This window comes from Pseudomonas sp. LBUM1676, assembly GCF_059695605.1.
Genome location: NZ_CP166777.1, coordinates 3,499,953 through 3,512,267, shown reverse-complemented (window position 1 = coordinate 3,512,267; position 12,315 = coordinate 3,499,953). Strand labels below are relative to the sequence as shown.

The following is a 12,315-nucleotide window of genomic DNA, read 5'->3' as shown; positions in this document are numbered from 1 at the left end:
TAGGTCGGCTAACGTCGTCATTTAGCCGAGCAATTCGCGCAGGCGATACCAGAACATGCCCAAAGCCAGCAACGGCGAACGCAGCATAGGCCCACCGGGGAAGGTCATGTGCGGTACTGCGCTGAACACATCGAACCCCTTGCTATGTCCGGCATGGATCGCTTCGGCCAACAGCTTGGCGCACCAATGAGTCACGTTCAGGCCATGACCCGAGTACCCCTGGGCGTAGAACACGTTCGGATGTTGGCGCAAACGTCCGACCTGGGGGAAGCGGTTGGCGGTGATGCCGATCTTGCCGCCCCATTGATAGTCGATGCGCACCTGTGCCAGTTGCGGGAACACCTTGAGCATTTGCGGTCGCATATATGCTGCGATGTCTACCGGATCGCGCCCGGAATAATGGCAGGCGCCGCCGAACAGCAAGCGCTTGTCCGCCGAAAGCCGGTAGTAATCGAGGCCGACCTTCTGGTCGCACAGCGCCAGGTTCTGTGGGATCAACTGCGCCGCCACCTCGGGCGCCAAAGGCTCGGTGGCGATGATGTAGCTGCCCGCCGGGAGTACCTTGCCGCTCAGTTTCGGCTCGAGCTCTTCCAGATGCGCGTTGCACGCCAGCACCAGCGTGCCGGCGCGCACCGTGCCACGGGCACAACGCACCTGCGCGGTACTGCCATGGATCAACTCCAGCACCGGGCTTTGTTCGTAGATCCGCACGCCAAGGGACTGCGCCAGGCGCGCTTCGCCCAGGACCAGGTTGAGCGGGTGCAAGTGGCCGGAGCCCATGTCGACCAGCCCGCCGGCATAGACCCCGGAGTCCACCACCTGCTGACGGATCTGCTCCGGTCTGACGAGGCGGGTCTCATGGGCATAACCCGACTCGGCAAGGCTTTGAAGCTCTGCCTTGAACGCGGCGAACTGCGCCTTGGTATTGGCCAGTTCACAAAAGCCCCAGCGCAGGTCGCAATCAATCCCGTGTTCGCGGATGCGGTTGCCCACCAGCTCCACCGACTCGATCCCCGCGCGCTCGAGGTAACGCACGCCTTCTTCACCGACATGCCGGGCAAAACCGCTGACGTCATGGCCGACCCCGCGGATCAACTGACCACCGTTGCGCCCGCTGGCGCCCCAGCCGATTCGTCGGGCTTCCAGCACAATCACCGACAGTCCGCGCTGTGCCAGTTCAATTGCCGTATTGACCCCGGTAAAACCGCCACCGATCACGCAGACGTCGGCGAACAGGTCCTCGTCCAGCGAGGGGTAGGGCGCCAGGCTTTTTGCTGTCGCCGCGTAATAGGAGTGCGCGTGCTGGTTATTCATTGGTTGGACTTCACTTTGCTCCAGGATCGGGTCATCAGCCGCATGATCGCCTGGGGCGGGGTGGTCGAGATATAGAGTTTGTCGAGAACTGCCTGAGGTGGATACACCTCTGGATTGTTCACCAGAGCGGCGTCCATGTAGGGCTGGGCAGCCGGGTTGGGGTTGGCGTAACCGACCGAAGCGCTGACCTTGGCGATCACTTGCGGATCCAGCAGGTTGTTGATGAAGGCGTGGGCTTCCTTCGCGTTGCCGGCATCGGCAGGAATCGCCAGCAAGTCAAACCACAGGTTGCTGCCTTCCTTGGGAATCGCATAGGCGATGTTGACGCCGTTGTTGGCTTCCTTGGCCCGGTTCGCAGCCTGGAACACGTCGCCGGAGTAACCGAAGGCTACGCAGATGTCGCCGTTGGCCAGGTCCGATACGTATTTGGAGGAGTGGAAATAGGTGATGTAAGGACGAATGGTCAGCAGCTTGGCTTCGGCCTTTTTGAAATCCTCGGGGTTTTCGCTGCGCGGATCCATGCCCATGTAGTTGAGGACCGCCGGGAATACTTCGTCGGCCGAATCCATCATCGATACGCCGCACTGGCTGAGTTTCTTCAGGTTTTCCGGTTCGAAAAACACCGCCCAGGAATCGATATGGTCGATGCCCAGCACTTGCTTGACCTTGTCGACGTTGTAGCCGATCCCGTTGGTGCCCCACAGATAGGGTACCGAGTGTTCGTTGCCCGGATCGTTTTTCTCCAGCAGCGCCAGCAGTTTCGGGTCCAGGTTCTGGTAGTTGGGCAACTGCGAGCGATCCAGCTTGAGGAAGGCGCCGGCCTTCACCTGGCGGGCAAGGAAGTGGTTGGACGGCACCACCACGTCATACCCGGTGCGTCCGGCGAGCAATTTGCCCTCCAGGGTTTCGTTGGAATCGAATACGTCGTAGATCACCTTGATCCCGGTTTTCTTCTGGAAGTCGGCGAGGGTGGTTTCGCCGATGTAATCGGTCCAGTTGTAGACGCTGACGCTTTGCACAGCCTGCGCACCGGCGCTGAACAGCGCGGCCAGGGCGAGTGGGAGCATGGATTTCATTAGATGCATAGCGACACCTCTTATTGGAGTTTTTTCAGGCGTTTTTTTGGGTGTATTTGAGGCCGCTTTCGCGAGCAGGCTCGCTCCCACAGGGGAACGCATTCCAAAATTTTGGAGCGAGCCTGCCTCCCCCCAGGGGAAAGCATTCCAATGTGGGAGCGAGCCTGCCTCCCCAGGGCAACGCATTCCAATGTGGGAGCGAGCCTGCTCGCGAAGAGGCCCTTATGGACAGCGCAAGTCTCAGACGCTCAGCATCAGGAACTCCCGCTCCCAGGAGCTGATCACCCGCTTGAAGTTCTCGTGTTCGGCTCGTTTGACCGCGACGTAACCGCGGACGAATTTGCTGCCCAGGTAACGGCCGATGGTTTCGCATTCCTCCATCTGCGTCAGGGCGTCTTCGATGGTGATCGGCAGGCGCAGGTTGCGCCGCTCGTAGGCTCGGCCCTGGACCGCAGCGCTCGGTTCGATGCGCTCGACCATGCCCAGATAACCGCACAACAAACTCGCGGCAATCGCCAGGTAAGGGTTGGCATCGGCACCCGGCAAGCGGTTCTCCACGCGCATCGAATCCGGCGTGGAGGTCGGTACGCGCAGGCCGACGGTGCGGTTTTCTTCGCCCCATTCGACGTTCACCGGCGCCGAGGTGTCCGGCAGGAAGCGGCGGAAGGAGTTCACATTGGGTGCAAACATCGGCAGCACTTTGGGGATGTATTTTTGCAGGCCGCCGATATGGTGCAGGAACAACTCGCTCATGTTGCCGTCGGCATCGGCAAAGATCGGCCGACCGCTGGCGATTTCGACCACGCTCTGGTGAATGTGCATGGCGCTGCCAGGCTCATCGCCGATCGGCTTGGCCATGAAGGTCGCCGCGACGTTGTGCTTGAGCGCCGCCTCGCGCATGGTGCGCTTGAACACGGTGATCTGGTCTGCCAGATCCAGCGCGTCACCATGACGGAAGTTGATTTCCATCTGCGCCGGGCCGTCTTCGTGGATCAGGGTGTCGAGGTCCAGGCCCTGCAGTTCACACCAGTCGTAGACGTCTTCGAACAGCGGATCGAATTCGTTGGCCGCGTCGATGGAAAACGACTGTCGGCCACTTTCCGCACGGCCCGAACGGCCCAGCGGCGCCTTGAGCGGCAAGTCCGGGTCTTCGCAGCGCTGGGTCAGGTAGAACTCCATTTCCGGAGCGACGATCGGCTTCCAGCCTTTGTCGGTGTACAGCTGCAGGACTTTCTTTAGCACGTTGCGCGGCGACAGTTCGATGGGGTTGCCGAACTTGTCGAAGGTGTCGTGGATCACGATCGCGGTCGGTTCGATAGCCCATGGAATCACATAGACCGCGTCAGAGACGGGCTTGCACACCATATCGATATCGGCGGGATCGAGCAGGTCGTAGTAGATGTCGTCGTCGACAAAGTCCCCGGTTACCGTTTGCAACAACACACTTTCCGGCAGGCGCATGCCTCGCTCATGCAGGAACTTGTTGGTGGGTGCGATTTTGCCGCGTGCAATGCCGGTCAGGTCGCTGACGACACACTCGACTTCGGTAATCTTGTGATCTTTCAGCCAAGTGAACAGCTGATCGAAAGGGGCATTCATAAAGACCTCGTTATTGGTTTTATTAACGCCGGGGAGGGTGGTTTCATCCACCACACACTTCCCCTGTGGCGCGTTGACGACTATCTTGGGCGAGCCTTGCCGTTCCATCTATCCACTTTCAGCAGCACCAAAACGCACCAAAAGAGTGCGTAAGGCTCCCATGACAGCGTGCAATCCGTTACAAGTCCAAGCGTTCAACACCGCCGATGTGGCCGAGCAAATCCGCGCCACACCGGGTTGGGTCCAGCATTACCAGCAGATGTCGCCGGGGCATTTCGCCGGGAGGGTGCGCTATCTGGATCTGCAAGGCGTGGAGATCTACGAGGAACACATGAACACCCGGGTCGAGCAGAATTTCAGCGCACCCGAGGGCTCGCTGGCATTCTGTTTCGATCGCAGCGACAACGCGCTATACGTGTTGAATGAAGAGAGCCGCAACATCTGGATCACCCCGGAGAACTACCAGGAAATCGCCGTGGTCTTCGGTCCGGAATTCGTTCAGCGTCACGGACTGAATGTCGCAAGGCTTGATGGGCTGTTCATGGCACCACTGAACTCGGGGCAGAACGCGCTGTTCAGCCGCTGGCTGAGCGCAACCTTGACCCGGCTGGGGCAGACCCTCGATCCACCGAGCAAGGAGGCATTGACCCAGCAGTTGCTGGAGGACTGCCTGTTCCTCCTCGACAACGCCTGTGTGTGCCTGGATCGCGCAGGTTTGCAGCGCCGCGCCGAAGAACGCGCGGTGATGAAGCGCATCGGTGAGTGGGCGGCAGACGCGCCGGAGGAAACCCTGAACCTGATGGAGCTTGCCCGGATCGCCGGGGTTTCCCTGCGTCAGTTGCAGCATGCGTTCAAGGCCTTTACCGGCATGACCCCGACCCATTGGCTACGATTGCGCCGGCTCAACAGCGCGCACCGTGAACTGATCAGGCGTTCGCCCATCGACACTACGGTGGCCGAAGTGGCGATGCAGTGGTCGTTCTGGCACCTAGGCAGGTTTTCCAGCAGCTACCGGGCGTTGTTTAAGGAGTTGCCGAGTGAAACGCTGAAGCGGACCAGTCGGTGTTGATTGCACTCGACTCGCATATCGCGGTGCATCAAGCAGCCGCCAGTCCAAAGTCGGGGAGGGCGAGTGGGGGGTGATCTACAATCTTTGATGCTGAGCCCATTCCGGGATTACTCGGAGGTCGTCATGAATAGGTTGTCTTCCATTAGCCTGTGCGTCGCGTTATCGGCTTGCTGCACCCAAGGTTGGGCGCAGACGGTTGTGCCGATGAAGGGGCAGACTTCACAACAGACCCAGCTGGACATCAATGAGTGCAATAGCATAGCCGCCAGTCAGGCTTCATCCACGGCTCCAGCCACCGGCGGCAGACTGAAGGGCGCCGCGGCAGGAGCCGCCGCCGGGGCAGCAGGGGCCCAGGTGCGCGGGCGCCAGCATGACGAGTTTTATGATCGGGTCGATGACGACGTGAAGCAGGATTATCGGCAGAACCGGGCAAAAGAAACCGCCGCAGCGGGCATGGTGGTCGGTGGTTCGCGCCAGCGTCAGGAACGCCGGGCGCAGGAGAAAACCAGCGCGGCAACCACTTCGACGGCCTATACCAGTTGCCTGCAAGGCAAGGGCTATCAGGTTAACCCTTGAACTGCAGCTGACTGCCGCTGATCGAGCAGGCGAACCATCAGGCAGGCATATAGCGTCACGACGAGGAACAATCCCATGCGCACGGCAAACGCGGTGTAGACGTCCTTGCCCGCGATGCTGTCCTGCACCGACTGGCCCAACAGGATGATCAGCGTGATCAGGCTGTTGAGCCAAAACCCCGGGCTCAATCGGGTCGGGCTCAAAGCGTACAGCTTGCGGGCCAGTACCAGGCCGAACAACAGCATCCACAGAAAGAACATCCACAGGTGCACGAACAGACTCAGGGCACACCAGAACAGGATGGCCAGCAGTCCGCCAAGGAGCGTCGAGCCGACCAGTTCGCGACCGGCATGGCGCGCGGTGGCCGTCGAGCTTTGCTGACCCAGGCTGACAGCCTTCAAGATGATCGGCAGATAGCTGGCGGGGTCGATCAATGCCAGCAGGAAGGTGGGTAACACGATCAGCGTTGCCCGCAGCGCCACCGTGGCGACCGCTTCGGCGGGCAGGGCCGGGGCCGCCGGAGGTGAGGGAGCATTGGCCGGTTCAGGAAAAAGCCAGTGACTGACGGCCAACACCATCACCGCGAGCAGCAAACCCTTGACCAACGCTCCGATGACCAGCGCGCCCAGGTCAAAATCCGCGAAACCGGCCGAAGAGATCATGGTCAGGCCGATTACCAGGAAGGTTACGATCAGGTTGTTGCCGCCGCGCAGACCGAAGCGGAAGGCCAGGAACAGGCTCACGCCGATCAACAGCACACCGCTGACCGGGTAGTAACGCAGGATCGGGATCAACAGCAGACCGACACCGGTGGTCAACATCGCCGCCAGGGCCAGCACCACGGCCGCCTTGAGCGGTAATGGTCGGTTGAGCGTGGCCAGCAGCAACACGCACAGCACCGGCGCCATAAAAGGAATCGGCAAGCCCAGACCGAAGCTGACGGCAAGGCAAAGCGCCGTGCCGGTGGCCAGGCGCAGTGCGCGCTGCGCCCGGGGCGAACGCTGGGCAGGCACGCCCTTAATAGGCATAGCTCAGCCAACTCATCAGCCCCAAGAACAGACGGCCGAGCGGGTTCAGCGGATTGCCCTGGGTCGGGAAGGCCATGACTTCGGCCTGCCCGCCGGCGCGGATGGCACGACTGTCTCGCAGTTTATTCCTGGTGTCTTCGGACAACTCGATGATCACCGGAAAGCGCTGGGCCGGACGCAACCAGTCACGGCTGGTCTGCACGCTGGGCAGTGTGCCTGGCGCAGGTGTCTGGCCAACGCTGACCCCATAACCGACGCTGCGCACCCGGCCTTCGAAAACCTCGCCCGGCAGTGCATCCAGGACGATCTTTACCGGGGTATCCAGCTTGACCAGGCCGAGGTTGTTCTCGGTCATGTCCGCACTGATCCATACGTCATGGATGGCAATCAGGGTCATCACCGGGCTGCCGGCCCCGGCGTATTGGCCGGCGTCGGTGCGCAGATCGGTGATCAGGCCGGCCGAACGTGCGCGAACCTGAGTGTTGGCCAAATCCAGTTCGGCTTTTGACAAGGCCGTCGCGGCGCTGCGCAGCAAGGCGTTGTCTTCCTCGCTGCCGCCTTCCTGCTCCCGCGCGCGCTGCACTTCGGCACGGGCGGCGGCGACCTGGCTGACCGCCTGTTCGCGATTGGCGCGGGACACTTCCAGCAGGCGTACGGAAATGGTACCCGGGTCTTCGCGATACAGACCTTCAAGGCGCTGGTTGTCCTGCCGCGCCTTGAGCTCATTGGCCTGGGCGGCACGCAGGTTGGCTTGTGCCGAGGCAATGCCGGCGGTGCTGGCGCCGATCTGCCGGCGGGTCGATTCAAGATCCGCGCGCGCGCGGTCTACGGCAATCTGGTAGGGCTGGGGATCCACCTCGAACAGCACATCGCCGGCCTTGACGTCCTGGTTGTTGCGCACGTTCACCCGGATCACCCGGCCTGCCACTTCCGAGGCCACCGGAATCACGAAGGCACCGACCCGTGCCTGTTGCGTATAGGGCGTAAAGCGGTCAGCCAACAGGTACCAGGCGAGGCTGAGGAGGATCAACAACAACACCCACTTGATGCCTTTTTTGGCGGGATCCGCGGGTGGCTGTGACGCCTTGGGGGACAGCGCATCGGGGGAGGGCTGCGCGGTTTCACTCATGGTCGTTTACCTTCTTTGGCAGGCGCGGTGGGCTCATCCAGCAAGTCGCCCCAGTCGGTGCGCTGTTGCATTTGCTCTCGGGTGGATTGATCGACTTTCGGTTGGGCGCTGTACCAACCACCGCCCACGGCTTTGTACAGGGCAATCACATTGCTCACGGCATTACTGCGGGCGACCAGATAATTGTCCTGTTGTTCGAGCAGCGCCCGTTGCGCATCCAGTACCCGCTGGAAGTCCGAGTAACCTTCCCGGTACTGGGCGTTCGCCAGCGCCAGCGAACGCTTGGCGGCCGTTTCGGCTTCTCGCAGGATACGTTCGCGCTCCAGGGATTTGATCAACCCGCTGGCGGCATCGTCAGCCTCCCGCGCGGCCTGTCGCACCTTATCGCGATAGACCTCGATCAGCTGCTGCAACCGCGCATCCTGCACGCGGACGTTGTTGCTGATCTGGCCGTGATCGAACAGATTCCAGCGCAGGCTGGGGCCGCCGATCAGGTCCAGGCTTTTCGACGTGCCCTTGAGTGTATCGGCCGACCAGACGATGCTGCCGAGCAAGGTCAACGACGGATAGAAATCGCTGACGGCCACGCCGATCAGGGCCGACTGCGCGGCGACGTTGAGCTCGGCGGCGCGTACGTCAGGTCGACGCAGCAGCAGGTTGGCCGGTACATCCTGCAGCACCGCGCGATCGACCAGCGGGATCAATCCTTCATTTGCGAGCAGCTGCGGCAGCCCACCAGGCGGCTGGCCAATCAACCCGGCCAAGGCATTGCGGGTGCGCTGCAGCTGGTCTTCAAGGCTGGGGATGGTACTCAGCGTGCCGAGGTACTGAGTCTTGGCTTGCTGCAGGTCGAGTTCGGCTTGCTGGCCGCTGGCGAACAGCTTTTGCGTGATCTCGAAGTTGCGTTTTTGCTGTTGGGCATTTTCCCGGGCAACGCGCAAACGCGCTTCAGTGGTGCGCAGCGAAAAATAGGTGTCGGCCACCTGGGCACGCAGTAACACCAGCACATCTTCATAGTTGGCCTGGGCGGAGAAGTAACTGGCATCGGACGACTCGATGGCGCGACTGAAACGGCCCCAGAAGTCCAGCTCCCAGCCAACGTCGAACCCGGCGCTGTGTTGCCAGAAATGACTGTCCTGGGGGTTGCTGCCACCGTATTGCCGACGGTTGAAGTACAGGCTGTCCACGCTGGCCTGCTGCAGTTGCGGGTAACGACCGCTCTGCGCTATGCCCAGTTGGGCGCGGGCTTCCATCACCCGCAGGCCGGCGATTTTCAGGTCGGCGTTGTGCGCATCCGACTCGGCGATCAGACGATCAAGCACCGGATCGGCGAAGACTTGCCACCACTGGCGCATGTCCGGGGTCAGGCTGCGCTGGCGGGATTGCTCGAGGGCAGGGGAGTCCCAATGTTCGACCCACGCCTCTCTGGGCGATTGGAAGTCCGGCCCTAGCCGTACGCAACCACTTATGCCTAGCACAATCAGCATGGCTGTACCTGGATGCATCGCCTGTTATCCAACCGAGGAAGATCACAGGAGCATAGTCGTACGGGTGAACAATCGGCTGCTAAGCTTTTTAAGCGCCATCCAATCCACGGTTGCCTGTCAAAAAGGATAACGATCATGAGCACCATCCCGGGTAGTGTTGAACCCCATTCAGTCGGTTGGCGCTTCAAAGTGGGGATAGGCATTATCTGCCTGATGCTCGGTTCCTGGCTGATGGTGCCTGTCGCAGCGGCAATCGGTGTCCCGGGGTCCAGGATCGCGGCGCTGACAGGGGTCCTGTTTATCAGTAACAAGGTTCTACTGATCCTGGTTATTGCGGTGATGGGCAAGTCCGGGTTCCAGCAGCTCAAACGCAAAATGTTCGGCTACGTGTCCGGGCTTGCACCAACGATGGAAAGCGAAGTGGGCCCGATTCGCCATCGTATTGGTGTAGTGATGTTCTTTTTGCCGCTGATCTCATCATTCCTTGAACCCTACGTCGACAGCCTGTGGCCTGGGCTTCGACCCAACCTTTGGCAGGCTCAGATGTTGGGCGACGTCATGTTCATTGGCAGCTTTTTTGTGTTGGGGGGCAACTTCTGGGAAAAAGTCAGAGCGTTGTTTATCCGCACCGCACGGGTTGTTAATTCGGCGGCAGGTTGAAGTTCAGCCATTTTTCGTTGAATAACGGGAAGGGGTGATGTGGGATTTACCTGCAGGGTTATAACTCAACTAAATAGATGTTTAGTTGAATTATTAATTTTGGTTATATTTGGTGATCACTGTCGGAAGATGCTTACATGATGCAAAGCACACGCGACCAACAGACTCCCAACGCTCAAGACGTGATCACCGCACTCAATCTGCAGCCCCACATGGAAGGCGGTTTCTACCGCCGAACCTTCCAGACCGACCATTCGACAGTCACGACTGCTGGCGGTCAGCGGTATTTGATGAGCTCCATTTATTATTTGCTGACCCTGGATTCGCCGGTCGGACACTTTCATCTGAACCAGTCCGACATCATGCATTACTACCATCTGGGCGACGCGATTCGGTACAGCCTGATTTACCCGGACGGCACATTGAAAACTGTCGTGATGGGCAATGACATTCTTGCAGGAGAATGTTTACAGCTGCAGGTGCCTGGCGGTATCTGGAAGGCCTCGCAGCTGATGGATGGGTCAGCGGGGTTTGGATTGATCAGCGAAGCGGTTTCACCAGGGTTTGATTATGCGGATGCGCAGATGGGTAATCGGCAAAAGCTTTGCGAGCAGTTTCCCGAACACGCAGCGTTGTTTGAGAGGCTGACGCCAGGATGAGGGTCGGGGTCAGATCAGCTCCTCGAGTTCTGTGGGGAATCTGGCTAACCTGGGAATATCACGTTACGTGTAATGTATATTATGTTAAATCATATGCTATGTTAGAAATGTTCATGAGGCTCGCTCTATATTGATGACGCCATCTTGGCCTGCCAATTCGAATCGATTCTGGCTTTATTGGACGGTTACGCCATTTGGCTCCAAAGCGGCCGTCAAGCCGACAACCTGGTCGCTCGAATCGGCAACGCTGAAACGGCACCTTTTCCGCAAATCGATCCGTGTACCCGTGACCAGTACCTGCGGCTGCTGAAGCAGTACCTGTCCTGGTGTGTCACCCATTACATCCCGCGCGCCCGTCAGAACTCAACCACCTTGGCTAACATCAAGGCTGTATTTGCAGATGTCGGGTATGACCTCGAGCGGGCCACGGACGAACTCCGACGAGTCTGCGGTTGCTCTGACACTTCGACGATGCCACGACGTTATGCAAGTCGTTATCTAGCCGAGTCGGCCAACCTCCACAATGCCCAGCGTGCCTCGGCAGCTTGGAGCCGACTTGACAGTTAAGGACGTTCGCCTTGACCAAATCAGCCGATCAAGAACACGCTTCACCCTACTCCTCTTTTCCGACCTACGTGTTCGAGAGCCCGGCTCAGGTTGCCATTCGAACTCGCACTAATGACCAGCCAAGATACGTCGATACTCGATTGAGCGTTTGGACGTGGTACGACGGCGGAACGGCTATGAAAATAGATTGGGCTTTGACAAAGAAACATATCGAGCACTAAAGAAATCAAGACGAACCGCCTTGATCCGTACGAACGTACATTTCTATCCCAGTCCGGTTTAGCTCTTGATGAAGAGATCCGGCTACTGCAGCGAATTGAGCGCGATATCCAGACCAAAGACTGGATTGAAGCTCAGCATCAACATGATGCTCCACTTAAGTTTCGAGTTAGGCCCGCGTTCGATTCAATTCCATTCGCTTGACATTGCGGATTTTGAATTCGTCGAAAGCGCTGATCATGAAAGGTACTACACCCTCTGGCTACCCATGGCCAAAAAGGTCGGTCAACGCAGACCTGAGCGACGACCCCGCAAAATAACAACCCGGCTGGGGGAGAAAATCTCGCAGCATATTACCAGGAGTAATGCAGGCCCGGCCGCTCACCGAGCCTGACATGGGCAACGTCAGCCCAACTTGACGCTCATGGTGATTTTTGCCGTGAAAACCTTAATGTCGCCTTCGTCGAAAACATCAACAAGGACGATTTTGTCTCCTCCAGTCGCCCAGTCGATACCGCTGCCATCAGCTACCGCTCGAATATTGGTTTTGGCCTTGGTCAAATATTCAACCGTCATCCCTTTTGGAATCCATTTGGCTCCCGCTGGAATGGACGCGTCGGTCATCATACCGCCGGCTAGCTCCGCAGCGTTACACAACGCGATGGCATGTACGGATGCCAGGTGATTCGTGATTTCCTTGCGGAACGGTACCGTCACAACGGCATGGGTAGGTCTCAGCTCGGTTATTTCTGGGGTGATGCTGCTGAAATAGGGTGCCATCTGGCAGACCATCTTGGAGAACGCCGGGGATCCAGCGCTATTGAACATGCTGAGAGTTTGATTCATGAAACTACCTTTTTGTTGTTAATCGCCATTAAACAGAATATTGTTCTGTTACAGAACATTATTCTGTCAGAGGGGTTATGTCAACC

General features: G+C 59.1%; 11 protein-coding genes. 4 read left to right on the top strand and 7 right to left on the bottom strand.

What is annotated here, in order from left to right; translation table 11 throughout:
- Positions 1–21 precede the first annotated feature (21 nt).
- The 3 genes from ACA041_RS16230 to ACA041_RS16220 form a co-directional block, all read right to left on the bottom strand.
- Positions 22–1,314 (bottom strand): NAD(P)/FAD-dependent oxidoreductase, encoded by a 1,293-nt coding sequence (locus tag ACA041_RS16230; RefSeq protein WP_497433745.1) that lies wholly within the window; start codon positions 1,312–1,314, stop codon positions 22–24.
- Complete coding sequence (locus tag ACA041_RS16225) at positions 1,311–2,399, bottom strand: polyamine ABC transporter substrate-binding protein (RefSeq protein ID WP_497433740.1); 1,089 nt, start codon at positions 2,397–2,399, stop codon at positions 1,311–1,313. The genes ACA041_RS16230 and ACA041_RS16225 overlap by 4 nt, the downstream gene beginning before the upstream one ends.
- A gap of 231 nt (positions 2,400–2,630) precedes the next feature.
- Complete coding sequence (locus ACA041_RS16220) at positions 2,631–3,989, bottom strand: glutamine synthetase family protein (protein ID WP_497433735.1); 1,359 nt, start codon at positions 3,987–3,989, stop codon at positions 2,631–2,633.
- A 160-nt stretch (positions 3,990–4,149) separates the two neighbouring features.
- Between ACA041_RS16220 and ACA041_RS16215 the strand changes: the two genes are divergently transcribed.
- Together ACA041_RS16215 and ACA041_RS16210 are read left to right on the top strand one after the other, a co-directional pair.
- The gene (locus tag ACA041_RS16215) at positions 4,150–5,058 is read left to right on the top strand and encodes a helix-turn-helix domain-containing protein (RefSeq protein ID WP_497433729.1); all 909 of its coding nucleotides are present in this window, start codon (positions 4,150–4,152) and stop codon (positions 5,056–5,058) included.
- A gap of 123 nt (positions 5,059–5,181) precedes the next feature.
- The gene (locus ACA041_RS16210; RefSeq protein ID WP_497433724.1) at positions 5,182–5,634 is read left to right on the top strand and encodes a hypothetical protein; all 453 of its coding nucleotides are present in this window, start codon (positions 5,182–5,184) and stop codon (positions 5,632–5,634) included.
- On the opposite strand, the gene ACA041_RS16205 is transcribed toward ACA041_RS16210, so the two are convergent.
- The 3 genes from ACA041_RS16205 to ACA041_RS16195 are packed head-to-tail and all read right to left on the bottom strand — an operon-like array spanning position 5,619 to position 9,278.
- Positions 5,619–6,662, bottom strand: a complete 1,044-nt coding sequence (locus ACA041_RS16205) for a DUF2955 domain-containing protein (protein WP_497433718.1) — start codon at positions 6,660–6,662, stop codon at positions 5,619–5,621. The two genes, ACA041_RS16210 and ACA041_RS16205, sit on opposite strands and share 16 nt — an antisense overlap.
- On the bottom strand, positions 6,652–7,791 hold the full coding sequence (locus tag ACA041_RS16200; protein WP_497433711.1) for an HlyD family secretion protein: 1,140 nt from the start codon (positions 7,789–7,791) through the stop codon (positions 6,652–6,654). The genes ACA041_RS16205 and ACA041_RS16200 overlap by 11 nt, the downstream gene beginning before the upstream one ends.
- On the bottom strand, positions 7,788–9,278 hold the full coding sequence (locus ACA041_RS16195) for an efflux transporter outer membrane subunit (protein ID WP_497433708.1): 1,491 nt from the start codon (positions 9,276–9,278) through the stop codon (positions 7,788–7,790). The genes ACA041_RS16200 and ACA041_RS16195 overlap by 4 nt, the downstream gene beginning before the upstream one ends.
- A gap of 135 nt (positions 9,279–9,413) precedes the next feature.
- Here ACA041_RS16195 and ACA041_RS16190 point away from each other — a divergent pair, with 135 nt between their 5' ends.
- Together ACA041_RS16190 and ACA041_RS16185 are read left to right on the top strand one after the other, a co-directional pair.
- A complete protein-coding gene (locus ACA041_RS16190; RefSeq protein WP_497433704.1) occupies positions 9,414–9,938 on the top strand; it encodes a transporter suffix domain-containing protein in 525 nt (174 codons plus the stop codon).
- Positions 9,939–10,075: 137 nt separating this feature from the next.
- Positions 10,076–10,597 (top strand): cupin domain-containing protein, encoded by a 522-nt coding sequence (locus tag ACA041_RS16185; protein ID WP_497433698.1) that lies wholly within the window; start codon positions 10,076–10,078, stop codon positions 10,595–10,597.
- Positions 10,598–11,788: 1,191 nt separating this feature from the next.
- Here ACA041_RS16185 and ACA041_RS16180 read toward each other — a convergent pair.
- Positions 11,789–12,229 (bottom strand): hotdog fold domain-containing protein, encoded by a 441-nt coding sequence (locus ACA041_RS16180; protein WP_497433692.1) that lies wholly within the window; start codon positions 12,227–12,229, stop codon positions 11,789–11,791.
- Positions 12,230–12,315 lie beyond the last annotated feature (86 nt).

Coding starts and splice junctions, on each gene's coding strand:
- ACA041_RS16230 (WP_497433745.1), bottom strand. CDS start 1,314: ATGAATAACCAGCACGCGCACTCCTATTACGCGGCGACAGCAAAAAGC.
- ACA041_RS16225 (WP_497433740.1), bottom strand. CDS start 2,399: ATGCATCTAATGAAATCCATGCTCCCACTCGCCCTGGCCGCGCTGTTC.
- ACA041_RS16220 (WP_497433735.1), bottom strand. CDS start 3,989: ATGAATGCCCCTTTCGATCAGCTGTTCACTTGGCTGAAAGATCACAAG.
- ACA041_RS16215 (WP_497433729.1), top strand. CDS start 4,150: ATGACAGCGTGCAATCCGTTACAAGTCCAAGCGTTCAACACCGCCGAT.
- ACA041_RS16210 (WP_497433724.1), top strand. CDS start 5,182: ATGAATAGGTTGTCTTCCATTAGCCTGTGCGTCGCGTTATCGGCTTGC.
- ACA041_RS16205 (WP_497433718.1), bottom strand. CDS start 6,662: ATGCCTATTAAGGGCGTGCCTGCCCAGCGTTCGCCCCGGGCGCAGCGC.
- ACA041_RS16200 (WP_497433711.1), bottom strand. CDS start 7,791: ATGAGTGAAACCGCGCAGCCCTCCCCCGATGCGCTGTCCCCCAAGGCG.
- ACA041_RS16195 (WP_497433708.1), bottom strand. CDS start 9,278: ATGCTGATTGTGCTAGGCATAAGTGGTTGCGTACGGCTAGGGCCGGAC.
- ACA041_RS16190 (WP_497433704.1), top strand. CDS start 9,414: ATGAGCACCATCCCGGGTAGTGTTGAACCCCATTCAGTCGGTTGGCGC.
- ACA041_RS16185 (WP_497433698.1), top strand. CDS start 10,076: ATGATGCAAAGCACACGCGACCAACAGACTCCCAACGCTCAAGACGTG.
- ACA041_RS16180 (WP_497433692.1), bottom strand. CDS start 12,229: ATGAATCAAACTCTCAGCATGTTCAATAGCGCTGGATCCCCGGCGTTC.